This is a genomic window from Hydrogenophaga aromaticivorans (genome assembly GCF_013387465.1).
Taxonomy (GTDB): Bacteria; Pseudomonadota; Gammaproteobacteria; order Burkholderiales; family Burkholderiaceae_C; genus Hydrogenophaga; species Hydrogenophaga aromaticivorans.
On sequence record NZ_VYGV01000028.1, the window covers coordinates 108,493 to 132,012 of the forward strand.

A 23,520-nucleotide genomic window follows, 5' to 3' on the forward strand; every position below is an offset into this window, starting at 1 on the left:
TTGCGCGGTCGAACTGCAGCGTCTTCAGCGCCGAGCCAGATCGTCCAGCAGGAAGCGCGCCGTCGCCACGTTGGTCGCACACGGCACGTTGTGCACATCGCAGGCGCGCAGCAGCGCGCTGATGTCGGGCTCGTGGGGCTGGGCGGTCATGGGGTCGCGCAGGAAGATCACGCAGTCCACCTCACCCATGGCGAGGCGCGAGCCGATCTGCAGGTCGCCGCCGAGCGGACCGCTGAGCAGGCGCTCCACGTTCAGCCCCACTTCGGATTGAAGTCGCCCGCCGGTGGTGCCGGTGCCCATGAGCGTGTGTTCTCGCAGCAGGGCCGCGAACTCACTGGCCAGGGCTACGATGGCGTCTTTCTTCTTGTCGTGGGCGATGAGGGCGATGCGCATGGGGGTCACTGCTTTTCCATTTGTTTCGCCATCGTCTTGCCGAGCTCCACGCCCCACTGGTCGTAGGCGTTGATGCCCCAGATAGCGGCCTGGGTGAATACCTTGTGTTCGTACAGCGCGATCAGCGCGCCCAGGCTGTGCGGGGTGAGCGCGTCGAGCCAGATGGTGCTGCTGGGCACGTCGCCCTTGAAGCTGCGCTGGCTCACGAACACCTCGGCCTGCTCGGCGCTCATGCCTTCGGCCATGAGCGCCTGCAGGGTGGAGGCTTCGTCGCGGCCAACGGCCAGGGCCTGGGCCTGCGCGCGCAGGTTGAGGTTGACCACGCGGTGGTGTTCGGCGGCCAGGGGCAGGGGCGTGTCTTCGTTCAGCACGCCGACGAATTCCACCGGCACGCGGTGTGTGCCCTGGTGCAGCAGCTGGAAGTAGGCGTGTTGTCCGTCGATGCCGAGGCCGCCCCAGATGATGGGGCCGGTGTCGGTGTTGCAGGGCTGGCCGTCCTTGCGGATGCGCTTGCCGTTGCTTTCCATGTCCATCTGCTGCACGAAGGGCGCGAAGCGCACCAGGCGGCTGGGGTAGGTGGAGAGCAGCTGGGTGGGGCAGAGCAGGAAGTTGCGGTTCCACACGCCGCTCATGGCCAGGATGACGGGCAGGTTCTTGTCCAGCGGGGCCGAGCGGAAGTGCGCGTCCATGGCCTGGCCGCCGGCGAGGAACTCGCGGAAGGCCTTGGAGCCGATGGCGATCGCGAGCGGCAGGCCGAGCGCGGACCACAGCGAATAACGGCCGCCGACCCAGTCCCAGAAGGTGAAGGTGTGTTCTGCCGGATAGCCGGCGGCACCGGACTTCTGCGGTGCGGCGGTGATGGCGACCAGGTGCGGGCTTTGCGCAGCGCCTTCGATGCCGGCGTCCAGCAGCCAGCGCCGCGCGGAGGCGGCGTTGGTCATGGTTTCCTGCGTGGTGAAGGTCTTGCTGGCCACGATGATCAGCGTGGTCAGCGGGTCCAGGCCGCGCAGCGTGCTGTGCAGCGCCCAGGCGTCGGGGTTGCTGACGAAGTGCACGCGCACGCCGCTTTTGCCGTCGCTGCACAGCGGTGCCAGCGCGTCGGCCGCCATGCGCGGGCCGAGGTCAGAGCCGCCGATGCCGATGTTCACCACGTCGGTGATGGCCAGGCCGGTGCTGCCTTTCACGGTGCCCGCGCGCACGCGGTCGGCGAACGCGCAGACACGGTCCAGCTCGGTTTGCACCTGCTGCTGGATGTCCGCACCCCAGGGCGCATCGCTGCCGCTGGCGCCGGGCGTGCCGCGAAGCGCCACGTGCAACACGGCGCGCTGTTCGGAGGTGTTGATCACATCACCGCGGAACATGGCGTCGCGCTGGCGCTCCACGCCGGCCTGGCGGGCCAGGTCCATGAGCGCGTCCCACACGGTGCCGTCCAGCGCCTGGCGACTGAAGTCGATCCGGATGCCGGTGCCGGCGGCGCTGGCCTGCATCTGCTGCTCTCGGCCGGGCTCGGCGAGGCGGTCGCGCAGGTGGGGTTGCGGGGCGGCGGCCAGGGTGGCGAGCTGCTGCCAGACGGGGAGGGTGGTGGGGGAGGGGAAAAGAGTGCTCATGGGTGCTTCCAATTCACTGCAGAGTTTCGCATGAGGCGTTGAGCCAGGAGGCCGCGGAACCGGCTTCGTCGGGCCGCTGGCATCGCGGTGATCCGAAGCGGCGCGGGGGGGGTTACCCCGCGGCGAGTTCGGTCGCTCCGCGCGCCAGCTGGGTGATGCGTTCCCAGTCGCCCGCGGCGAGCGCCTCGGCCGGCGTGAGCCAGCTGCCGCCGGCCATGGCCACGTTGGGCAGCTTCAGGAAGTCTTTCAGGTTCTCGGGGCTGACACCGCCGGTGGGGCAGAACATCACGTCCGGGAGCGGTGCGCCCAATGCCTTGAGCATGCCCAGGCCGCCGGCCTGCTGGGCCGGGAACAGCTTCATGAGGCTGAAGCCCTGCTCGCGGCGGTGCATGACCTCGCCGGGCGTCATCACGCCAGGGATGAAGGGCAGTCTGGCGGCCTTGACGGCTTCGACCAGCGCATCGGTGGCGCCGGGGGACAGGGCGAAGGTGGCGCCGGCGTCGATGACGCGCTGCACCTCGGCCACGCGGGTCACGGTGCCGGCACCCAGGTGCATCTGCGGCACGGCCTTGGCCACGGCTTCGATGGACGCCAGCGCGGCGTCGGAACGCAGGGTGATCTCCATCACGTCGATGCCGCCCTCGAGCAGGGCATGGGCCAGCGGCACGGCGTGGGCCGGGTCGCTGAGCACGATGACGGGCACGACGCGGGATTTGAAAGCGGGACGGGTGAAGCAGGTGGTGGTCATGTCTGTGTCCAATTTATGGGCGGTCACCGAAGAGCGGAGACGCGCCAGATTCAGCGGTGCTCGCATGGGCGCGGAACAGGCCAAACAGCTCGCGGCCGGTGCCATGTTCGTTGTGGCTGAGATCGGGGTGCACGGCGCTGCGCGCGGCCAGCGTGGCGGCGTCCACCTCCAGCTCCAGCACGCCGCGCTCGCAGTCGAGCGTGATCCAGTCGCCATCCATCACGCGGGCGATCGGGCCGTCGGCCAGCGCTTCGGGGCTCAGGTGGATGGCGGCGGGCACCTTGCCCGAGGCGCCGCTCATGCGGCCGTCGGTGACGAGCGCGACCTTGAAGCCTTTGTCCTGCAGCACGGCCAGCGGCGGTGTGAGCTTGTGCAGTTCGGGCATGCCGTTGGCGCGCGGGCCCTGGTAACGCACGACGGCGATCAGGTCCTTGTTGATCTTCCCGGCGTTGAACAGGGCCAGCAAATCCTGCTGGTCGCTCACCACCACGGCCTGCGCGCGCACCACGCGGTGCTCGGGCTTGACGGCCGAAACCTTGACCACGCTGCGGCCCAGGTTGCCCTGCAGCAGGCGCAGGCCGCCGTCGGCGCTGAAGGGTTCGCTCACCGGGCGCAGCACGCTGGTGTCGCCGCTCACCGCGGGCACCGGGCGCCAGGCGAGCTGGCCGTCCTGCAGGCAGGGCTCGTTCGCGTAGGCGCCCAGGCCCTGGCCCATGACGGTGGTCACGTCGCCGTGCAGCAGGCCGTTGGTCAGCAGTTCCTGCATCAGGAAACCCATGCCGCCCGCGGCGTGGAAGTGGTTCACGTCGGCGCTGCCGTTGGGGTAGACGCGGGCCAGCAGCGGCACGACCGCCGAGAGCTCGGCGAAGTCGTCCCAGTCGATCAGCACGCCGGCGGCGCGCGCCATGGCCACGAGGTGGATGGTGTGGTTGGTCGAGCCGCCGGTGGCGAGCAGGCCGATGATGCCGTTGACGATGGTCTTTTCGCTCACGATGTCGGCCATGCAGATGGCGGCTTCACCGGTCTTGCCGGTGTTGGCCAGCGCGCGCTCCAGCGCGGCCTTGCTCAGCAGTTCGCGCAGCTCGGTGCCCGGGTTCACGAAGGACGCACCGGGCAGGTGCAGGCCCATGATTTCCATCAGCATCTGGTTGCTGTTGGCGGTACCGTAAAACGTGCAGGTGCCGGGCGAGTGGTAGGCCTGGGCCTCGCTCTCCAGCAGCGCGTCGCGGCCGACCAGGCCCTGCGCGTACTGCTGGCGCACCTTGGCCTTGGCGTCGTTGGAGAGGCCGCTGGTCATGGGGCCGGCGGGCACGAACACGGTGCTGAGGTGGCCGAACTGCACCGAACCGATGAACAGGCCGGGCACGATCTTGTCGCAGATGCCGAGCATGAGCGCGGCGTCGAACACGTTGTGCGACAGACCCACGGCGGTGGCCAGCGCGATCACGTCGCGCGAGAACAGCGACAGCTCCATGCCAGACGCACCCTGTGTGACGCCGTCGCACATGGCCGGCACGCCACCCGCCACCTGCGCCGTGGCGCCCAGCGCGCGCGCGTGGCCGCGGATCAGCTCGGGGTAGTGCTCATACGGCTGGTGCGCCGAGAGCATGTCGTTGTAGGCGGTGATCACGCCCACGTGCGGCGCGCGCTCGGCGTGGATCTTGAGCTTGTCGCTCGCGGGCAGGGCGGCCGTGGTGTGCGCCATGTTGGCGCAGCCCATTCCGCCGCGCTGGGTGCCGTTCTTGCGTTGCGCAGCCATGCTGGCGAGGTAGGCGCCGCGCGTGTCGGCGCTGCGTTCGGTGATGCGTTTCGTGACGCGTTCGATGGCGGGGTGCAGGGGCGTGGTCATGGGGTTTTCCTGTTCAGTTCATCCAGACGCTCAAGGGCGTCTGAGTCTGGTTGATCACCAGAGAGATCGGAAGTGCCTCGTCGGCCTTTTGGGCGGCGCGGCGGTAGACGGCGAGCTTGCTTTCGCCGGTGATGGACAGCACCAGCTCGCGCGCGGCGAGCAGGGCGCTGAGGGTGAAGCTGATGCGTGCGTGGGGCGCGGTGTCGGGCACCACCCAGGCGAGGCGCTGATCGGTGGCGATGGCGCGGGCGTAGCCGGGCGCGCCGGGGAACAGCGAAGCGGTGTGGGCGTCTTCGCCCATGCCGAGCACGACCACGTCCAGCGGCCAGGGCAGGATGGCGATGCGTTCTTCGGCGTCGCGCACCAGTGCGTCCAGCACCTCGGCGTTGAACGTCGGCGCGAGTTCGCGGAAGAACAGCAGGAAGCGCGCCGCGGCGGCGCGGCCTTGCAGCAGGTGGCGGGCCACCAGGGCGGTGTTGCTGTCGGCGTGGTCGCGCGGGACCACGCGCTCGTCCACCAGCACGACGCTCACTTTCGACCAGTCCAGGTCCTGCTCGCGCAACGCTTCGAACAGGGGAATGGGCGACTTGCCGCCCGAGACCGCGAGGCTCGCCTGACCACGCGCCGCGATGGCGGAGCGCAGGGCGTTGGCGATGTGCTCCGCGAGGGCGGCGGGGGTGGCGTTGGGGTGTTCGGTCACCGCCATCAGGATTCCTCTACCCAGGAGCTTCCTTCACGCGCCATGAGTGCCGAAGACGCCGCCGGCCCCCAGCTGCCCGCCGTGTAGGCCTTGGGTTTTTCGTTGAGCTGCTGCCAGCCGTCGATGATGGGTTCGACCCAGGTCCAGGCGGCTTCGAGTTCGTCGCGGCGCATGAAGTGGGTCAGGCGGCCCTTGATGACGTCGATCAGCAGGCGCTCGTAGGCTTCGGCGCGGCGTTCGGAGAAGGCGGCTTCGAGGTCGAGGTTGAGGTTGACCGGGCGCAGCTTCATGCCGCTGCCGGGCTCCTTGGCCATCATCTGCAGCTGGATGTGTTCTTCGGGCTGCAGGCGGATCATCAGGCGGTTGACCGACTTGTGTGGCGAGTCGCCGAAGATGGTGAAGGGCAGGTCGGCGAACTCGATCACGATCTCCGACTGGCGCGCCGCCATGCGCTTGCCGGTGCGCAGGAAGATCGGCACGTTGGCCCAGCGCCAGTTGTTGATGTGGGCCTTGAGCGCGACGAAGGTTTCGGTGCTGCTCTCGGGCGGGATGTTTTCTTCCTGCAGGTAGCCCACGGCGGCGTCGCCGTTGGAGGCGCCGGCGCTGTACTGGCCGCGCACGGTGTCGCGCGCCACGTCGCCAATCGCCATGGGGCGCAGCGAGCGCAGCACCTTGAGCTTTTCATCGCGCACGGCGTCGGGGTCGAGCGACACCGGCGGCTCCATGGCCACGATGCACAGCAGCTGCAGCAGGTGGTTCTGCAACATGTCGCGCAGCGCGCCGGTGCCGTCGTAGAAGCCGGCCCGGCTGCCCACGCCCACGGCTTCGGCCACCGTGATCTGCACGCTCTTGATGTAGGGGCTGCGCCAGAGCGGCTCGAAGATGGTGTTGCCGAAGCGCAGGACCATCAGGTTCTGCACCGTTTCCTTGCCCAGGTAGTGGTCGATGCGGAAGATCTGCGATTCCTGGAAATGGCGGCCCACATCGATGTTGATCTGGCGCGCCGATTCGAGGTCGTGGCCGAGCGGCTTTTCCAGCACCACGCGCGAGCGTGCATCGATCAGGCCCGCACCACCGAGGTGTGCGCAGATGGCGGTGAACAGGCTGGGGGCGGTGGCCAGGTAATAGACGCGGTCGGAGCCGGCCTGCAGCTCGGCGCCCAGGCCCGGGTAGTCGCTGGCGTCGGTGGCGTCCACGCAGACGTAGGTCAGGCGCCGCACGAAGCTGCCCCAGGCGCTGTCGTTGTAGGCCTTGCTGCCGATGAAGCCGGGCACTTTTTCCTGGATGAAGGCCAGGAAGGCGGCACGGTCCCAGGCCTGGCGTCCCAGGGCATGGATGCGCGTGGACTCGGGCAGGTTGTTGTGCAGGTGGGCCATGTACAGCGCGGGCAGCAGCTTGCGCACCGAGAGGTCGCCCACACCGCCAAAGATCACCAGGTCGAGCGGCGCCGCAGGGGTTTGGGAGGGTGTGGATGTGGCCATGGGTCTAACTTAGTTACGAGATTTGATGGAGTTTAATGTAATCAAGTTACAAGCGGGTTTCTTTCTGCGCCAGGCGCCCCGGGAGCCATGCAATGTTCGTGCTGGCCAGGGCAACAAGGTTCAAAGCGATCGGAACATGGGTCGCAGCGTGGCCACGCGTTCAACGACCTGGTCGCGGCTGGGTGGCACGCAGCCGGTCTGCATCACGCAGAGGCTGGCGCTGGCCACGGCACGGCCCAGGATGTGTTGCACGTCGTCGCTGTCGAGCACCAGCTGATCGGCGCGGGCCGCGTTCTGCATGGCCGGGCGTTCGAGCAGGGCCGCCAGCAGGCCGGCCAGGAAACAGTCGCCGGCGCCCACGGTGTCCACCACGGTGATCGGTGTCGGTTCTGCAGCCTTCCAGCCGCGGCCGTCGCGGTGCAGCAGCACGGCGCCCTTGGGGCCCAGGGTGAGCGCCAGCCAGGTGGCCGAGGTGGCTTGCAGCAGTTCGCGCGCGGCGTCCAGCGGATCGGGCGCGGTGAAGCCGAGCGTGACCAGATCGTCGTCGCTGACCTTGACGATGTGCGCCTGGCCGAGCGCGGCCATCACGCTGGCCTGGTAGGCGGCCATGTCGGGCACGATGGCCGGGCGCAGGTTGGCGTCCACCACCACGAGCCGGCCGGCAGCGCGCTGCGCCTGCAGCCAGGGGAGGTATTTGGGACTGTCGTCGGCGACCAGGGCCAGGCAGCCGGTGACCGCCACCTTCAGACCCGGCTGGGCCGCGCACTGCGCCGTCATGTCGGCGGCGTTGACCTGGCGGTCGGCCACGCCGTCGCGGTAGAAGCTGTAGCTGGCCTTGCCTTCGTCGTCCAGGCCGACCAGCGCGAGCGAGGTGGGTTCGTGCACCGGCGTCTCGCGCGCCAGCGTCACGCGGGCCTCGTGGATCGCGTCGGCCATCAGGCGGCCGAAGCGGTCCTGCGAGAGCGGGTTGAGGTAGAGCGTGCCCACGCCCTGCAGCCCGAGCGCGCGGGTGAGGTTGTAGACCGCGCCACCGGCGCAGGGCCGCAACCGTCCGTCGGATTCCGTGATCATGTCGATGAGGGCTTCGCCGGCGGTGGCGACTTGAATGGGGGCAGATGAACTAGGGAAAACCATAACTAAATCCAGTTGATTTATTAACCTGAACCGAAATATAGTTCAGTCACTCCGCAGCAGACAGCGTGAAAACCCCAAGAGACTGACTGCCGAGCCTGTGTACCGTCCGACCATCATCCATCCCTTTGAGGAGACATCCATGAAAAAACTCGCACCCGCCTTCGTGTTTTCCGCCCTGACGCTGGCCGTAGGCGTTGCCGCCGCCCAGTCGCAGCCCGTCATCGGCCTGATCACCAAGACCGAGTCCAACCCCTTCTTCGTGAAGATGAAAGAGGGCGCCACCGCCGAAGCCACCAAGCTCGGCGCCAAGCTGCTGTCGGCCGCGGGCAAGACCGACGGCGACAACGCCGGCCAGGTGACCGCGATGGAGAACATGATCGCCGCCGGCGCCAAGACCATCCTGATCACCCCCAGCGACGCCAAGGCCATCATCCCCGCCATCAAAAAGGCGCAAGCCCAGGGCGTGCAGGTGATCGCGCTAGACAGCCCGACCGACCCGGCCACCGCCGTGGACGGCCTGTTCGCCACCGACAACTACAAGGCCGGCGTGCTGATCGGTCAGTACGCCAAGGTGGCCATGGCGGGCAAGAAGCCGGTCATCGCCACGCTCGACCTGTTCCCGGGTCACCCGGTGGGCGCCCAGCGCCACAACGGCTTCCTGAAGGGCTTTGGCCTGACCGCCCCCGACGCCAAGAGCAACAACCTCGGCGGCACTGCTGCTGGCGTGGCCTGTATGGCCGACAGCTTCGGTGACGCGGCCAAGGGCCAGACCGGCATGGAGAACTGCCTGCAGAAGAACCCCGGCATCAACCTGGTCTACACCATCAACGAACCCGCCGCCGCCGGTGCCTTCAAGGCGCTGAAGGCCGCCGGCAAGGAAAAAGACGTGGTCATCGTCTCGGTGGACGGCGGCTGCGCCGGCATCAAGGACGTGGGCGCAGGCGTGATCGCCGCGACCAGCCAGCAGTACCCGCTGAAGATGGCCGCCATGGGCGTGGCCGCGGGCGTGGAATACGCCAAGACCGGCAAGAAGGTGAGCGGCTACACCGACACCGGCGTGACCCTGATCGCGGGAAAAGCCGTGGCGGGGGTGGAGAGCAAAGACGTCAAGACCGGCATGGACCTGTGCTGGGGGAACAAGTAACTCCCCCCTGCGCCGCTTTGCGGCTTCCCCCCTCTCTGGCGCCTTCGGCTTGGAGGGGGGACGGCACCTTGGGCCGGCGGAGCCGGACCCTTGGTGCCCCTGGTGGGGGATCGCCTCGCTTCGCTTGGCGACTTGCGCCTTCGCTGTTTCTTTGATTTGAGAGCCTGCGTCAGACGGGCCTCCGTTTGCACCACTGCTGCTTATGCAGCGTGATGCAGCATCCTCTGTTTCTCTGATTGGACGGGCCACCGCCATGAATTCCCTCAAAGCCAAACTTCCGCCCATGGGCACGCTCGGGCCGTTTATCGCCCTGATCTTTGCGTGCCTGTTTTTTGCCACGCAGAACGAGCGTTTCCTGACGCTGCAGAACTTTTCGCTGATCCTGCAGCAGGTGATGGTGGTGGGCACCATCGCCATCGGCCAGACCCTCATCATCCTGACCGCCGGCATTGATCTGTCGTGCGGCATGATCATGGCGCTGGGCTCCATCGTCATGACCAAGATGGGCGCCGATTTCGGCCTCTCCGCTCCGGTCGCGATCACGCTGGGCATCGCCGCCACGGCCGGCTTCGGTCTCATCAACGGCCTGCTCGTGACCAAGGCCAAACTGCCGCCCTTCATCGTCACGCTGGGCACGCTGAACATCGCGTTCGCCATCACCCAGCTGTACTCGGGCTCGCAGACCGTCACGGAAGTGTCCGACGGCCTGACCTGGCTCGGCAACTCGTTCCGCATCGGTGAAACCAACATCCTTTACGGCGTGGTGCTGATGCTCGCGCTGTACCTGATCACCTGGCTGTTCCTGCGCGAAACGGCGCCGGGCCGCCACATCTACGCCGTGGGCAACAGCCCCGAGGCCACCCGCCTGACCGGCATTTCCACCGACAAGGTGCTGCTGGGCGTGTACGTGCTGGCCGGCGTGTTCTACGGCCTGGCCTCGCTGCTGTCCGTGGCGCGCATCGGCGCCGGTGACCCGAACGCCGGGCAGACCGAAAACCTCGACGCCATCACCGCCGTGGTGCTGGGCGGCACCAGCCTGTTCGGTGGCCGCGGCATCATTTTGGGCACCCTGGTGGGCGCGCTGATCGTGGGCGTGTTCCGCAACGGCCTGACGCTCATGGGGGTGTCGTCCGTTTACCAGATTCTCGTTACCGGCATCCTCGTCATATTGGCCGTGATGACCGACCAGATGTCCCGCAAAGGAGTTCGTTGATGTCTACCGCACCCAACGCTCAAAGCCCGCTCGTGATCCAGGCCAAAGGCCTCGTCAAGCGCTACGGCCAGGTCACCGCGCTCGACGGCGCCGACTTCGAACTGCGTGCCGGGGAAATCCTGGCCGTGATCGGCGACAACGGCGCCGGCAAGTCCTCGCTGATCAAGTGCCTCGCCGGTGCCACGATCCCCGACGAAGGCGAGATCTACCTCGACGGCGCGCGCGCCCAGTTCAAGAGCCCCATCGACGCACGCCGCGCCGGCATCGAAACCGTGTACCAGGACCTCGCCGTGGCCCCGGCCATGACGATCGCCGAGAACCTGTTCCTCGGCCGCGAAATCCGCCGCGCCGGCTTTCTCGGCAGCGTGTTCCAGATGATCGACAAGAAGAAGATGCTGGAAGAAAGCATCGCGCGCATGAACGACCTGAAGGTCGGCATCCGCTCCATGACGCAGGCGGTGGAAACGCTCTCGGGCGGCCAGCGCCAGTGCGTGGCCGTGGCCCGCGCCGCGGCCTTTGCGCAGCACGTGGTCATCATGGACGAACCGACCGCCGCGCTGGGCGTGAAGGAGGGCAACATGGTGCTGGAACTCATCCGCCGCGTGCGCGACAAGGGCCTGCCCGTGATCCTGATCAGCCACAACATGCCGCACGTCTTCGAGATCGCCGACCGCATCCACATCGCCCGCCTGGGAAAACGCGCGGCGGTGGTGGACCCGAAGAACATCAGCATGAGCGACACCGTGGCCGTGATGACCGGTGCCAAGTCGGTGGACGATCTGCCACCCGAAGCCCTGGCGCACTGAAAGAAAGAAATGCTCAAAGGCATTGATCCCCTGCTCAGTCCGGACCTGCTCAAGCTGCTGGCCGAGATGGGGCACGACGACGCGGTGGTGCTGGCCGACGCCAACTTCACCGCCATGAGCCTGGGCGCAGGAAAACCGGTGTTGCGCCTGCCCGGCGTCGGCATGGCGCGCACCGTGCGGGCGGTGGCCAGCGTGCTGCCGCTGGCCGCCGACGTGCCGCACCCCGTGGCCTACATGCAGGTCGGCGGTACCGAGCCCGGTTACCGCTCGGCCCTGCAGCGCGAAACGCTGGCGGTGCTGGCCGCCGAGGGCCTGCAGGACGGCCAGGCCGAGGCCGTGGAGCGCTACGCGTTCTACGAGCGCGTGAAAAAGGCCTACGCCATCGTCGTCACCGGTGAACTGGAGCCCTGGGGTAACTTCATCCTGCGCAAAGGCGTCCTGGGCGAGGTGCTCCGAGCCTGAAACCGGTGTTGAACGTGCCACACTCAACGGCTGTGAACCACACCACTGAAACCGACACCCCCGACGCGCCCGCAGCCGATGCCCAGGGCGCGTCCCGCTTGCGCCCGCGCGGCTCCAACCAGGTGGGCATGCGCCAGTTCAACGAGCGCGTGGTGCTGCAGACGCTGCGCGCGCACGGCAGCCTGGCCAAGGCCGATCTCGCGCGCCTCACCGGCCTGACCGCTCAGACCATCGGCCTGATCACCGCCCGGCTCGACGAAGACCAGCTGCTGAACCGTGGCGCCCCGGTGCGGGGACGCGTGGGCCAACCTTCCGTGCCGCTGGGGCTGAACCCCGATGGCGCGTTTGCCATCGGCATCAAGATCGGCCGGCGCAGCGCCGACTGGTTGCTGGTGGATTTCACCGGCCGGGTGCGCGAGCGCCTGGTGCTGGACTACGCCTTTCCCGACATTCCGGTGCTGCTGCCGGCCATCAAGTCCAACCTGAACCGCCTGCTCGACGGGCTGGGCCCGCTGCGCGACCGGGTGGTCGGCGTGGGCGTGGCCGCGCCGTTCCAGCTCGGGGGCTGGCACCGCATGCTGGGCCTGACCGAAGCCCAGTCCCTGGCCTGGAACCAGATCGATCTGGTGGCCGAGGTGCAGGCCCTGACGGACCTGCCGATCAGTTTCGCCAAGGACACCTCGGCCGCCTGCGTGGCCGAGCTGCTGCAGGGCAAAGGCCGGGACATCCGCAGTTTTCTCTACCTGTTCCTCGACACGTTTGTGGGCGGTGGCCTGGTGCTCAACTCCCACCTGCACCGCGGCGTCAACGGCAACGCCGGGGCCGTGGCCTCGCTGCCCCTGCAGGTGGCGACGGCCGACATGAAGGAGTTGCCGCCGCAGCTGATCAGCCAGGCTTCGCTGTGGGACCTGGAGCAACGCTTTCGCGAGCACGCGCTCGACCCCATGGCCGCCTACGACGCGCGTGCGCTGGAGGCGCCCTGGCTGCCGTACACCCGCGAGTGGGTCGCCCGCGCTGCATTGGCGCTGGCGCATTGCATCGTGGCCGGCACCGCGTTCCTGGACGTGGAGGCGGTCGTGATCGACGGTGTGGTCGCGCCCGACCTGCTGCGCAAACTCTGGGCGCGCACCGGCGAAGCGCTCAAGGCCTACAACTGGGAAGGCCTGCAGCAGATGCCGCGGCTGGAGATCGGCAGCATCGGATCGGACGCGCGCGCGCTCGGCGGAGCGCTGCTGCCGCTGCACGCCTGCTTCGCCCCGGACCACGAGATCTTTCTGAAGAGCTGACGCGGTAGGCAACAAGGGGGCGGTCAACGCGGCATGCATGCCGGTCAGGTATTGGAAATCGGCGGCGCAATCCATTTGCGTTAGCGCGGTCAATCCCGTACGCTGCCCCGACGTCCACACGCAACGCCCGAGCCCATGCGGGCCGCCGGGCCGGCCTTCCGGACGTGCAAAGGAGTCCAACCATGCCAAGCCGATCGAACGGCCTCACGGCCGAAATGAAAGCCGTGCGAACATTGGCGCTCGTGGGCGCCGCAGTCGCCGGCAAAACCTCGCTGGCCGAGGCCTTGCTGTACAAGGCGGGCGCCATCGGCGCGTGCGGCAGCGTCGAGCGCGGCAGCACCGTTAGCGACCACGACCCGCTCGAGCGCCGCATGCTGCATTCGCTCAACGCCTCGGTGATGCACCTCACGCATGCTGGCACGCGCATCTACCTCATCGACACGCCCGGCGGACCCGACTTCCTCGGCCAGAGCCTGCCGGCGCTGGAGGCGGTCGAGACGGTGGCGGTGGTCATCAATGCCGCCACCGGCATCGAGCCGATGGCGATTCGCATGATGGAATACGCCGCCTCGCGACGCCTCGCCCGCATGATCATCGTCAACAAGATCGACGCGCAGGGCGTCTCGCTGTCGGGTCTGCTGGCCGACATCCAGGCCACCTTCGGCCGCGAATGCCTCCCGCTGAACGTGCCCGACGGGGTCAACCGGCAGGTGATCGACTGCTTCTTCAACCGCTTCGGACGCTCCGACTTCGGCCCCGTCGAAGCGGCGCACCGCGCGCTGGTGGAGCAGGTGGTCGAGGTCGACGCGGCCTTCGTCGACCGCTACCTCGAGAAAGGCGACGTCGACCCGTCGGAGCTGCACGCGCCGCTGGAGCAGGCGCTGCGCGAAGGCCACCTGATCCCGGTGTGTTTCGCCTCGTCGCGCAGCGGCGCCGGCGTGGCCGAGTTGCTTGACGTGATCGTCAAACTCCTGCCCGATCCGACCGAAGCCAACCCGCCGAGCTTCATCGTTGGCGAGGGCGCTGAGGCCATGCCCATGGAGGCCAAGCCCGACTCGACGCTGCACGTGCTGGCGCATGTGTTCAAGGTCACGATCGACCCCTATGTCGGCAAGATGGGCATCTTTCGTGTGCACCAGGGCACGGTCACGCGCGACAGCCAGCTCTACATCGGCGACGGCCGCAAGCCGTTCAAGGTCGGGCACCTGTTCATGCTCCAGGGCAAAGACCACGTCGAGGTGTCGCACGCGCTGCCCGGCGACATCGTGGCGGTGGCCAAGGTCGACGAGATCCATTTCGATGCCGTGTTGCACGATGCGGCCGAAGACAGCCATGTGCACCTCGCTCCGCTGCCGTTCCCGGTGCCGGTGTACGGCTTGGCCGTGGAGCCCAAGCGGCATGGCGACGAGCAGCGCGCCTGGGAAATCCTCAGCAAGCTCGCGGCCGAGGACCCGTGCCTGCGCATCGAGCATGTGGCCGCGACCAACGAGACGGTCCTCTACGGGCTCGGCGAGCTGCACCTGCGCATCGTGCTCGAACGCCTGCGCGAGGTCTACCGCTTCGATGTTCAGACTCGGCCACCGCGCATCGCCTACCGCGAGACCGTGACCGTGCCGGCCGAGGGCCACTACCGCCACAAGAAGCAGAGCGGCGGTGCCGGCCAGTTCGCCGAAGTCTTCCTGCGCATCGAGCCGCTCGCGCGCGGCGCGGGCTTCGAGTTCGCCGACGAAGTCAGGGGTGGTGCTATCCCGGGCCAGTTCATCCCCGCGGTCGAGAAAGGCGTGCGCGAGGTTTTGGCGTACGGCGCGATCGCCGGCTTCCCCGTGGCCGACGTGCGCGTCGTCGTGTACGACGGCAAGCACCACAGCGTGGACAGCAAGGACATCGCCTTCGCGACCGCCGGCCGCAAGGCCTTCATGGCGGCGATTCGCGAGGCCCGGCCGGTTGTGCTCGAGCCGATTGTCCAGATCGAGATCGCCGTGCCCGAGCATTCCGTGGGCGACGTCACGAGCGACCTGTCGTTGCGGCGCGGCCTGGTCACAGGCACATCGGGCCTGGGGTCCGGCACCGTGGCCATCGGCGGTCAGGTGCCAGAGGCCGAGCTGGCCGACTACCAGTCGCGGCTCAATGCGATGACCAGCGGCCAGGGGCGCTACACCGTCGCGTTGTCGCACTACGAGGCCGTTCCGCCGGCCGTCCAACAGACGTTGATGGAGCGGTACCGGGTGCGCGAAGACGACTAGGAAAAGCGCAGTGCCGATGCTCAGCTTGCACGCGCGTTGCCGAGCAATCGACTTGGGCGTACCGTGAGATCAAAATGCTCCCTCGCCCGGCGATTGCGTTCACCCTAATCCTTGTGGCAAATGTCCGATACGCAGCGATGGACTAAACCGCTCGCGCGGTAGACGCTCCGGCTACGTTGGTGGCGTTTCGTTGCGCCCGTGATTCTGCGATGTTGGCGGTCGAGGCAATCCGCCTCGGTCACGCAGGAGCAGGATCATGGACATTTGCACCCCGACCCCATCCGCGGCCGTCTCGCCGCTGCGCCAACGCATGCTCGACGACATGCGCATGCGCCAGTTCGCAGAGCACACGCAAGACGGCTACATCCGCGCCGTGCGCAAGCTCTCCACCTTCCTGGGCCGCTCGCCGCACACCGCCACCGCCGAGGATCTGCGCCGCTTCCAGTTGCACCTGGTGGACACCGGCACCGGCCCAGTCACCATCAACGCCACCATCACCGGGCTGAAGTTCTTCTTCGACATCACGCTGGGCCGGCCGGAGCTCATGCTCAAGATGACGAACGTGGCCGTGCCGCGCAAGTTGCCGGTGATCCTGAGCCCCGAGGAAGTCGGCCGCCTGATCGCCGCCGCGCCCAACCTCAAGCACCAGGCTGCCATGTCGGTGGCCTATGGCGCGGGCCTGCGCGTCAGCGAAGTCGTCTCGCTCAAGGTCGGCGACATCGACGGCGAGCGCATGACACTGCGCGTGGAGCAGGGCAAAGGCCGCAAGGATCGCTACGCCATGCTCAGCCCCGTGCTGCTGGAGCGGCTGCGCGCCTGGTGGAGACTGGGCCATGCCCAGGGCAAGATCCGCCACGGTGGTTGGCTGTTCCCGGGCCTGGACCCCACCGACCACGTCACCCCGCGTCAACTCAACCGCGCCGTACACCTGGCCGCCGCCACGGCCGGCATCGACAAGCGCATCACCCCGCACGGCCTGCGCCATGCCTTTGCCACCCATCTGCTGGAGCAGAAGGTCGATATCCGCGTCATCCAGGTGCTGCTCGGGCACAAGCGGCTGGACACCACGACCCTGTACGCCGCCGTGGCCACCGACCTGCTGCGCCGGGTCATCAGCCCGCTGGATCACACGTCCGCCAAGCCCGCAGGCGAACCAGCGCCCGAACCTGCACCGCAACCGCCGGCCCTGTAGTCGTACGCCATCGTGCAGGCGCGACCCGCCCTGGAGGTCGCCGACATCTTCCGTGCCCATGGACCCGCCTGGCGTGACGCCCAGCGCGGTCACCTGAGCCTGGCGCAGCTCAAGGTGATGTCGGCCATCACCCAGTGCCGCACGGCGGCACTGGGTGGCCACGTCCTGCGCTGCGACGGTTGCGGCCAAGACGAGGTCTCCTACAACTCGTGCCGCAACCGGCACTGCCCGAAGTGCCAGAGCAGCGCAGCCAAGCGGTGGCTGGATGCGCGCCAGGCCGATCTGCTGCCGGTGGAGTACTACCACGTGGTCTTCACGCTGCCAGCGCCGATCGCCGACATTGCACACCAGAACAAGGCGGCGCTGTACGGCTTGCTGTTCGACATCGCCGCCGAGACGCTGCTGCGTATCGCAGCTGATCCCAAGCACCTGGGCGCCCACATTGGCGCCACGCTGGTGCTGCACACCTGGGGCTCGGCACTGACCCACCACCCGCACGTGCACGGCATCGTGCCAGGCGGCGGGTTTGCGCCCGACGGCAAGACTTGGGTAGCCTGCCGCCCGGGGTTCTTCCTGCCGGTGCGCGTGCTGTCGCGGCTGTTCAGGCGCCGCTTCCTGGAGGAACTGCAGCGGCTGCACGATGGCGGCGCACTCAGGTTCTTCGGTGAACACGCGGCGCTGGCTGAGCCCGTGACCTTCAAGGCCTGGCTTGCGCCGCTGCGCCAGTGCGAGTGGGTGGTCTATGCCAAGCGGCCATTCGCCGGGCCGCAGGCGGTGCTGGCCTACCTGTCGCGATACACGCACCGCGTGGCCATCTCCAACAGCCGGCTGCTGGCGATGGACGAGCGCGGTGTCACCTTCCGCTGGAAGGACTATCGCGCCACAGGGAAGACGCGCCACAAGGCGATGACGCTGAGCCCGCAGGAGTTCATGCGCCGCTTCCTGCTGCATGTGCTGCCGGGCGGCTTCCACCGGATTCGGCACTACGGCCTGCTGGCCAACAGCAACCGGCGGGACAACTTGGCGCTGGCGCGTCAGTTGTTGCAGGTCGCAGCGCCACCGACCGAGGCGGCGGCCGCAGATGGCTTGGACTCGCCACGTCCGACCTTCGTCTGCGCGCACTGCGGCCACGCGATGGTGGTGCTGCAGGTCTTCTTGCGCGACTGCTCGATTCGGGCGCCGCCGGCACCATGACCACGCTCGAGCACTCCCGATCAACTCGACGCTGGACATGGCGTCCGGTGGGCTGCTGCGTGCGTCGCTTGGTCAGCGTCTGCGCAGGCTCGGCAAAGAGCTGCTGCCGTATCGAAGTGGCACACGCACGGGCGCCTGCGGTCATCGATGGGGTGTCGATGCTCAGTCGTAGGCCGCCAACTCGCGACGCGAGCGTAGAGCAATCGCCATAGTCACCGCGCTCGACAACTACCGTGGCGGTCGCCGCGGTTTCCTCCCTCGAGGCTTATGCAACACCTGCCCGACAGCAGTGAGGGTGCTCGACCGCTTGTGCGGCTGGGCAGGTGTCACACAAGCCTTAACGGGAGCCGACCTTTGCCGACGCGTATTGCACCGGCTACGTCCTATGAGGCTTTCCAGCCGCAGGCAATGTCCTCGCCTGAACTTTCCCTAGTCTCGCTACCCCACTTCTAGATTTCTCGCCAAGCGGCCTGCGCTGAAGAAAGATAGTGCTCCCTGTGCGGATGGTTGGTTTCCAGCGTGTTGATAAATTGGGCGATTGCGGCAGCGTACAGTGACTCAGCAGAAATACTCACTTTCCGTCCGAAGTCCTTCGATCGCTTAACAATATAACGATGAACGGCAGAGGTTAAGAAGTGCCCACGAAGATTGGAAATGACTGCGCTTGGTTCGCTGCCTACGGTAGCCCGAGCTTGTTGCAAAGCAATTGCCGGGATCTTGGCTTGAATTTCCCCTACAGCTGCAGCTATTTTTTGCGGGCAAATCGTCGCTGAGTTGGCGCTAGTCATGTAGCGCGCACAGTTATCGCCTACAGTTGCGATACCTGCTGCTGAAAATGCGTTCGCTGCATCTAAATACACAAGCGGGCTAATCGTAGTCGCTAGCTCCCTTAGCCACGCCATACACTCTTCAGCTGTGGCTTTAGGTGATTTGGCCCAAGATCGTACAAGCTGCGTAATAGTGCTCTCAACATACAAGCTATTCTCGATTGAATAGCCATGTGTATAAACAATCTTTGGGTGTGAAGGCGCAGCTCCGGTGATTAGCATAAAATCTGCATCGCGCGCCGCGATTGCATCGAGGTCGCCGGCAACAATTTTCTTTATGTATTCATCTAGAGTAGTTGACCCGCCGACAGGCTCTACCTCAAACGGATCATCTGCTACTTTCTCAAATACATTTCTCCAAAACAGGAGATCATCATCGCCTTCAACATAGACGATAGTCTTTGCGCCAAAGAAGGCTCCTCTGACGTTCAGCGCGTCATCCGAGTATGACAAATCAAACATGAAGAATATCGCTCATATCCAATAGGCATTCTTTGAATTTCCCTGCAATTTCCGGCGAATGGGTGGCGACCACAATTTGAGCATTGGAATTGAGAGAGCGGATAGCCGAAATAATATTTCGTTGCCAAGCTATGTGCAGAGAAAGTTCAGGCTCGTCCGCAAGAAAGATATACGGACGCTGCCGTTGCAGCAAGGCTTCAATCAAAAGAATCAGAAGTTGCTTTTCACCAGACGACAGCTTTGCTAAGGGCAGAGGGCCTTCCGTATTTACGACGAGCTCCCCTCCTACGAATGAGAATATCTTGTCACCAATGAATTTCTTGAGGGTATCTAAGAAGAGGTTCACATGACTGAATATTTCGTCGGTTTTCTCCTCCGCATCAAGGGACTTTGCAACAACAGTCCGCGTAAGTCTAAAAGCCTCAAGTGCTGAAAAATCGATTCGACCCGCAGGCGCTGCGTCCTTGCCCTTGGTTTTTGCGGTTTGTTGTTGCAGATGACGGATGGTTGCACCGACCGCTGAGATGTGATCTTGGATTTTTTTGCTTACTTCTTGTCCAGCAACTCCGAGTTGCTTATACGCGGAGACCAAATTCTGCTTTTCTGTCGCTTCATCGAAATCTAAGCGGTAGCCCTTCTCAGCATCTTTCTGCTCGGCATACAGCAAAGAAGTGAGAACGTCGCGCTGAAGTTTAATGGAAACTTCTCGCGCTGCACTGGACAACTCCAGCTGATACTGTGTTAATCGATGCATCAAACTTTGCAGCCGCAGATCCACTGGTGACGCTACCCGCCTGACCATGCGCTCTCGTACTTCTGGATCCGCGTCACCTCCAATGCGATAGACAGACAACGATGCGACGGAAACAAACGAACCGAGTTCATGCTTAATTCGTTGCAGGTCCTCAGCTGCCCTCCTGCGAATCACAGTCGGCCGGCCGTCATCAAGGCCGACGAGCGGTGCCACAAATTTCCGGTTGGAAATGTGATATTCAATGAATGGGTATGGAGATGTTTTGGTTTCGTGACGTTCTGCTCTGACAGTACGAGTCCGTTTCCCGTCGACTAGCGTGAGAGTGACGCTTTTAAAAGGATTGTCGAACAGCGCATCACCATCGACGGCAAGCACTGCATGAACAATATTCATGAATGTTGTCTTGCCGGTTCCGTTCTTTCCAATAATGATATTGACATCATCTCGAAATGTTGTGGTGGCAACTCGGTTGGATTGCCAAAATCCAGAGATCTCGATTGATTTAATTTTGAACATTTCTTCGTCTGTCGGTTTTCATAGATCGTCGGAGAAGTGAGGCTTCCCGCCTTGAACGCGAGGAACACTTCAATGAAAGTCTCCGCCGCAAGGCGGCTAGAACGTGCCACATCGCTTTCGGAACGTCCGCACGCTTAAGCTTAAATCAAAGTCTGTGTTCATCGAGGGATTTTTTTCCGCGATCAAGTAGACGGCTGAGCCGCGTTCGGGCGTGCCGCCGCTGAAGGCATCCTGTAGAACTTTACTGATCCCACGCGCACAAATGCAAGCCTGATGATTGCAATGCTTAGTCACTCGATAGGAAAAACCATGTACTCCTCGATGTGTGCGTGCCCCTTGCGTTTCCAAGTTACTTATTGGGGCGACGGCCCGTCCAATTGACCCGGCTCGATAGCCGCCCTGCGGTTGCGCTGCTGGTGATGTCACTCGCGTCGTTGCTCGTGAATCTCGACGGTGAAACAAGCAACAGAGGACATGGCAATGACCAAGACAAGCCAGGGACAAAAATCCTGCCGAGCTTCCGCTACCAGCCTCAAGCATCCTGCTGCATCAACTAACCAACGCGGTTAAGCGTTGGAAGGCGAACCCGTATCAGGTCATGACGGTCGGTGCGGTCATGCCGGTGTGTTGCCGGATGTGGGCCACGGCTTCGGCCAGCGCCACCAGAGGCGCCAGCGCTTCTTGCGCGGGAACGTCGTGGCGGCTGGCATCGGGTTCGTGGCGCTCCAGGTAGACGCGCAACGTGGCGCCTTCGGTGCCCGTGCCGGAGAGGCGGAACACCACGCGCGACGAATCTTCGAGCACCACGCGCACGCCCTGTTTCTGGCTCACCGAGCCGTCCACCGGGTCGGTGTAGGCAAAGTCGTCGGCCCAGGCGACGGGTTGGCCCGCCACCGCCGTGCCACCCAGCGTGGGCAGCTGGGCACGCAATTCGCTCATCAGCGCGTTGGCCTTCTCGGTGGCGATGCCGTCGTAGTCGTGGCGCGAGTACACGCAGCGGCCGTGCGCGCGCCAGAGGCCACGCACCAGCTCTTCCACCGATTTGCCGGTCACGGCCACGAGGTTGAGCCAGAAGAGCACGGCCCACAGGCCGTCTTTCTCGCGCACGTGGTCCGAGCCGGTGCCGTAGCTCTCTTCACCGCAGAGCGTGACCTTGCCCGCGTCCAGCAGGTTGCCGAAAAACTTCCAGCCGGTCGGCGTTTCGTAGCAAGCGATGTCCAGCGCTTTCGCCACGCGGTCCACCGCGGTGGAGGTGGGCATGGAGCGCGCCACGCCGGCCAGGCCCCGGGCGTAGCCGGGCACCTGTGTCGCGTGGGCCGTCAGCACGGCCAGGCTGTCGGAGGGAGAAACCAGGAAACCGCGGCCGAGGATCATGTTGCGGTCGGCGTCGCCGTCGGACGCGGCCCCCATGTCGGGCGCGTCGGCGGCCATGAGGTGGGCCACGAGGTCGTCGGCGTAGGCCGGGTTGGGGTCGGGGTGCAGGCCGCCGAAGTCTTCCAGCGGCTCGGCGTGCACCACGGTGCCGGCGGGCGCGCCGAGTTCGCCTTCGATGATGGCCTTGGCATAGGGGCCGCCGACCGCCCACATGGCGTCGTAGCGCAGGCGGAAGCCGCGGGCGAACAGGGCGCGGATGGCGTCGAAGTCGAACAGGCTGCGCAGCACGGCCGCGTGGTCTGCCACCGGGTCGATCACCTCGACGGTCATGTCCTCGATCTGCTGGGTGCCCTGCATGTCGATGCCGATGTCGACCGCGTCGCTGATCTGGTAGCGCTCGATGACCTGGGTGCGCTCGTAGATCGCCTGGGTCAGCTTCTCGGGCGCGGGGCCGCCATTGGCCGCGTTGTACTTGATGCCGAAATCGCCGTCGGGGCCGCCGGGGTTGTGGCTGGCCGAGAGGATGATGCCGCCGCTCGCCTTGTGGCGGCGGATCACCGCGCTCGCGGCGGGTGTCGACAGGATGCCGCCCTGGCCCAGCAGCACGCGGGCGTAGCCGCGCGCCGCGGCCATCTTCAGGATGGTCTGCACGGCGGCCCGGTTGTGAAAGCGCCCGTCGCCACCCAGCACCAGGGTCTGGCCGGTGGCCAGCTGGTATTCGCCGTGCAGCACGTCGAACAGCGCCTGCACGAAATTCTCGAGGTAGCGCGGCTGCTGGAACACCGTGACCTTCTTGCGCAGGCCGGAGGTGCCGGGCAGCTGGCCGGCAAACGGGGTGGTGGGCAGGGACTGGAGGGTCATGGCGGTTCCTGGGTTCTTCCGTGGGACAAAAGCTCTGATTTTGCCGAGGCGGTGTTGCCCCGGTCACACACGCCAGTGTCGCCCAGAATGCGGCCCGCCGCGATGCGGGTGCTGCCTTCAGACCGGAAGCGACACGGTGCGCGTCAGCGCTTCGCCCTGGTCGTCGAACAGGTGCAGGTCGGCCGCATCCACCTGCAGGCGGATGTTCTCGCCGGTCCGGATGCCGGTGGTGCCTTCGAGCTTGAGCGTGATGGTCGGCGTGTCCGGGGTGATCTCCAGGTACAGCAGCGAGGCTTCACCGAGCTTCTCGATGTGGACCACCCGGGCCGGCAGGCTGTTGGGGCTGTGATCCGAATCGGCCAGGCGCATGTGCTCGGGGCGCAGGCCCATGGTCGCGGCCTGGCCGGCCTTGAGTTGATCGGCGTTGACCGCCACGTCGAAGCGGTGGCCCGCCACGCGGATCTGCGCCGAGCCGTGGCTGGCCGACTCGAAGGTGGCGGGCAGGATGTTCATCTTGGGCGAGCCGATGAACTCGGCCACGAACAGGCTGTTGGGCCGGTGGTAGAGGTCCATGGGCGTGCCGATCTGGGCGATGGAACCCTTCTTCTGCACATCTTCACCCGCGCGCAGCAGCACGATCTTGTCGGCCAGGGTCATGGCCTCGACCTGGTCGTGCGTCACGTAGATCATGCTGGCGGTGCCGATGTCGTGGTGCAGTTTGGCGATCTCGAGCCGGGTCTGCACGCGCAGCGCAGCGTCCAGGTTGGAGAGCGGCTCGTCGAAGAGGAACACGCGCGGCTCTTTCACGATGGCGCGGCCGATGGCCACGCGCTGGCGCTGGCCACCCGAGAGCGCCTTGGGCAGGCGGTCGAGCAGCGGGGTGAGCTGCAGGATGTCGGCCGCCGCGCGCACCTTCTTGTCGATCTCCGCGGCGTTGGAGCCGAAGACCTTGAGGCCGAATCCCATGTTCTCGCGCACGGTCATGTGCGGATACAGCGCGTAGCTCTGGAAGACCATGGCCACGCCGCGGCGCGCGGGCGGCAGGTCGTTGACGCGTTCGCCGCCGATGGAGACGTCGCCCGAGCTGATGTCTTCCAGGCCGGCCACCATGCGCAGCAGCGTGGACTTGCCGCAACCCGAGGGACCGACGAAGACGCAGAACTCGCCGTTCTCGATGGTGAGGTTGGCGTTGTTGATCGTGAGCGGTGCGTTGGGCGCATAGCGCTTGCAGACGTTATTGAAGTCGATGCGGGACATGGTGCGGGTCTCCAACT

The 23,520-nt window shown here is 65.8% G+C and carries 19 protein-coding genes; 8 read left to right on the top strand and 11 right to left on the bottom strand.

Translation table 11 applies throughout. The features are described 5' to 3' along the window. Positions 1-24: 24 nt before the first annotated feature. The 7 genes from F3K02_RS25800 to F3K02_RS25830 form a co-directional block, all read right to left on the bottom strand. Entirely contained in the window at positions 25-402 is a 378-nt protein-coding gene (locus tag F3K02_RS25800) for a methylglyoxal synthase (RefSeq protein ID WP_177139367.1), read from the bottom strand. Then, entirely contained in the window at positions 399-2,000 is a 1,602-nt protein-coding gene (gene pgi, locus F3K02_RS25805; RefSeq protein ID WP_177139369.1) for a glucose-6-phosphate isomerase, read from the bottom strand. The genes F3K02_RS25800 and pgi overlap by 4 nt, the downstream gene beginning before the upstream one ends. 112 nt (positions 2,001-2,112) lie before the next feature. After that, positions 2,113-2,748, bottom strand: a complete 636-nt coding sequence (locus tag F3K02_RS25810; protein ID WP_177139371.1) for a bifunctional 4-hydroxy-2-oxoglutarate aldolase/2-dehydro-3-deoxy-phosphogluconate aldolase — start codon at positions 2,746-2,748, stop codon at positions 2,113-2,115. Positions 2,749-2,761: 13 nt separating this feature from the next. Then, positions 2,762-4,597: a phosphogluconate dehydratase gene (gene edd, locus F3K02_RS25815; RefSeq protein ID WP_177139373.1), complete on the bottom strand. Its 1,836-nt coding sequence runs from the start codon at positions 4,595-4,597 to the stop codon at positions 2,762-2,764. Between the two features lie 13 nt (positions 4,598-4,610). Next, positions 4,611-5,303 carry a 6-phosphogluconolactonase gene (pgl, locus tag F3K02_RS25820; protein WP_177139375.1) on the bottom strand — a complete coding sequence of 231 codons (693 nt, stop codon included), beginning with the start codon at positions 5,301-5,303 and terminating at the stop codon, positions 4,611-4,613. Further along, positions 5,303-6,778 carry a glucose-6-phosphate dehydrogenase gene (gene zwf, locus F3K02_RS25825; RefSeq protein ID WP_177139377.1) on the bottom strand — a complete coding sequence of 492 codons (1,476 nt, stop codon included), beginning with the start codon at positions 6,776-6,778 and terminating at the stop codon, positions 5,303-5,305. The genes pgl and zwf overlap by 1 nt, the downstream gene beginning before the upstream one ends. A 120-nt stretch (positions 6,779-6,898) precedes the next feature. Then, the gene (locus F3K02_RS25830) at positions 6,899-7,912 is read right to left on the bottom strand and encodes a PfkB family carbohydrate kinase (RefSeq protein ID WP_177139379.1); all 1,014 of its coding nucleotides are present in this window, start codon (positions 7,910-7,912) and stop codon (positions 6,899-6,901) included. Positions 7,913-8,051: 139 nt separating this feature from the next. Between F3K02_RS25830 and F3K02_RS25835 the strand changes: the two genes are divergently transcribed. The 8 genes from F3K02_RS25835 (at position 8,052) to F3K02_RS25870 (ending at position 17,452) form a co-directional block, all read left to right on the top strand. Further along, positions 8,052-9,056, top strand: coding sequence for a sugar ABC transporter substrate-binding protein (locus tag F3K02_RS25835; protein WP_177139381.1), 1,005 nt, complete (start codon positions 8,052-8,054; stop codon positions 9,054-9,056). A 253-nt stretch (positions 9,057-9,309) separates the two neighbouring features. Continuing rightward, positions 9,310-10,269 carry an ABC transporter permease gene (locus F3K02_RS25840; RefSeq protein WP_177139383.1) on the top strand — a complete coding sequence of 320 codons (960 nt, stop codon included), beginning with the start codon at positions 9,310-9,312 and terminating at the stop codon, positions 10,267-10,269. Then, a complete protein-coding gene (locus F3K02_RS25845; RefSeq protein WP_177139385.1) occupies positions 10,269-11,075 on the top strand; it encodes an ATP-binding cassette domain-containing protein in 807 nt (268 codons plus the stop codon). The genes F3K02_RS25840 and F3K02_RS25845 overlap by 1 nt, the downstream gene beginning before the upstream one ends. A gap of 9 nt (positions 11,076-11,084) precedes the next feature. Further along, positions 11,085-11,537, top strand: coding sequence for an RbsD/FucU family protein (locus F3K02_RS25850; protein ID WP_177139386.1), 453 nt, complete (start codon positions 11,085-11,087; stop codon positions 11,535-11,537). Between the two features lie 128 nt (positions 11,538-11,665). Next, a complete protein-coding gene (locus F3K02_RS25855) occupies positions 11,666-12,823 on the top strand; it encodes an ROK family protein (RefSeq protein ID WP_177139865.1) in 1,158 nt (385 codons plus the stop codon). A gap of 182 nt (positions 12,824-13,005) precedes the next feature. Next, a complete protein-coding gene (gene fusA / locus F3K02_RS25860; RefSeq protein ID WP_177139387.1) occupies positions 13,006-15,066 on the top strand; it encodes an elongation factor G in 2,061 nt (686 codons plus the stop codon). 256 nt (positions 15,067-15,322) lie between these two features. Beyond that, positions 15,323-16,258 carry a tyrosine-type recombinase/integrase gene (locus F3K02_RS25865; RefSeq protein WP_177134173.1) on the top strand — a complete coding sequence of 312 codons (936 nt, stop codon included), beginning with the start codon at positions 15,323-15,325 and terminating at the stop codon, positions 16,256-16,258. A gap of 12 nt (positions 16,259-16,270) precedes the next feature. After that, a complete protein-coding gene (locus F3K02_RS25870; RefSeq protein WP_177134175.1) occupies positions 16,271-17,452 on the top strand; it encodes an IS91 family transposase in 1,182 nt (393 codons plus the stop codon). Positions 17,453-17,901: 449 nt separating this feature from the next. Here F3K02_RS25870 and F3K02_RS25875 read toward each other — a convergent pair whose 3' ends face one another. From F3K02_RS25875 to F3K02_RS25890, 4 genes are all read right to left on the bottom strand, one after another. Next, on the bottom strand, positions 17,902-18,741 hold the full coding sequence (locus tag F3K02_RS25875; protein WP_177139388.1) for a DUF4435 domain-containing protein: 840 nt from the start codon (positions 18,739-18,741) through the stop codon (positions 17,902-17,904). Next, complete coding sequence (locus F3K02_RS25880; protein ID WP_177139389.1) at positions 18,734-20,011, bottom strand: AAA family ATPase; 1,278 nt, start codon at positions 20,009-20,011, stop codon at positions 18,734-18,736. Before F3K02_RS25880 ends, F3K02_RS25875 begins: the two co-directional genes overlap by 8 nt. A gap of 591 nt (positions 20,012-20,602) precedes the next feature. Continuing rightward, a complete protein-coding gene (locus F3K02_RS25885; RefSeq protein WP_177139390.1) occupies positions 20,603-22,246 on the bottom strand; it encodes an alpha-D-glucose phosphate-specific phosphoglucomutase in 1,644 nt (547 codons plus the stop codon). Positions 22,247-22,363: 117 nt separating this feature from the next. After that, the gene (locus F3K02_RS25890) at positions 22,364-23,503 is read right to left on the bottom strand and encodes an ABC transporter ATP-binding protein (protein ID WP_177139391.1); all 1,140 of its coding nucleotides are present in this window, start codon (positions 23,501-23,503) and stop codon (positions 22,364-22,366) included. Between the last annotated feature and the right edge of the window lie 17 nt (positions 23,504-23,520).

What these genes read in the sequence shown, in the direction of transcription:
- F3K02_RS25875 (WP_177139388.1), bottom strand. Translation starts at nt 18,741, where the DNA reads ATGTTTGATTTGTCATACTCGGATGACGCGCTGAACGTCAGAGGAGCC.
- F3K02_RS25880 (WP_177139389.1), bottom strand. Translation starts at nt 20,011, where the DNA reads ATGTTCAAAATTAAATCAATCGAGATCTCTGGATTTTGGCAATCCAAC.
- F3K02_RS25855 (WP_177139865.1), top strand. Translation starts at nt 11,666, where the DNA reads ATGCGCCAGTTCAACGAGCGCGTGGTGCTGCAGACGCTGCGCGCGCAC.
- F3K02_RS25865 (WP_177134173.1), top strand. Translation starts at nt 15,323, where the DNA reads ATGGACATTTGCACCCCGACCCCATCCGCGGCCGTCTCGCCGCTGCGC.
- F3K02_RS25890 (WP_177139391.1), bottom strand. Translation starts at nt 23,503, where the DNA reads ATGTCCCGCATCGACTTCAATAACGTCTGCAAGCGCTATGCGCCCAAC.
- F3K02_RS25810 (WP_177139371.1), bottom strand. Translation starts at nt 2,748, where the DNA reads ATGACCACCACCTGCTTCACCCGTCCCGCTTTCAAATCCCGCGTCGTG.
- zwf (WP_177139377.1), bottom strand. Translation starts at nt 6,778, where the DNA reads ATGGCCACATCCACACCCTCCCAAACCCCTGCGGCGCCGCTCGACCTG.
- F3K02_RS25840 (WP_177139383.1), top strand. Translation starts at nt 9,310, where the DNA reads ATGAATTCCCTCAAAGCCAAACTTCCGCCCATGGGCACGCTCGGGCCG.
- pgl (WP_177139375.1), bottom strand. Translation starts at nt 5,303, where the DNA reads ATGGCGGTGACCGAACACCCCAACGCCACCCCCGCCGCCCTCGCGGAG.
- fusA (WP_177139387.1), top strand. Translation starts at nt 13,006, where the DNA reads ATGCCAAGCCGATCGAACGGCCTCACGGCCGAAATGAAAGCCGTGCGA.
- pgi (WP_177139369.1), bottom strand. Translation starts at nt 2,000, where the DNA reads ATGAGCACTCTTTTCCCCTCCCCCACCACCCTCCCCGTCTGGCAGCAG.
- F3K02_RS25845 (WP_177139385.1), top strand. Translation starts at nt 10,269, where the DNA reads ATGTCTACCGCACCCAACGCTCAAAGCCCGCTCGTGATCCAGGCCAAA.
- F3K02_RS25830 (WP_177139379.1), bottom strand. Translation starts at nt 7,912, where the DNA reads ATGGTTTTCCCTAGTTCATCTGCCCCCATTCAAGTCGCCACCGCCGGC.
- F3K02_RS25885 (WP_177139390.1), bottom strand. Translation starts at nt 22,246, where the DNA reads ATGACCCTCCAGTCCCTGCCCACCACCCCGTTTGCCGGCCAGCTGCCC.
- F3K02_RS25835 (WP_177139381.1), top strand. Translation starts at nt 8,052, where the DNA reads ATGAAAAAACTCGCACCCGCCTTCGTGTTTTCCGCCCTGACGCTGGCC.
- edd (WP_177139373.1), bottom strand. Translation starts at nt 4,597, where the DNA reads ATGACCACGCCCCTGCACCCCGCCATCGAACGCGTCACGAAACGCATC.
- F3K02_RS25850 (WP_177139386.1), top strand. Translation starts at nt 11,085, where the DNA reads ATGCTCAAAGGCATTGATCCCCTGCTCAGTCCGGACCTGCTCAAGCTG.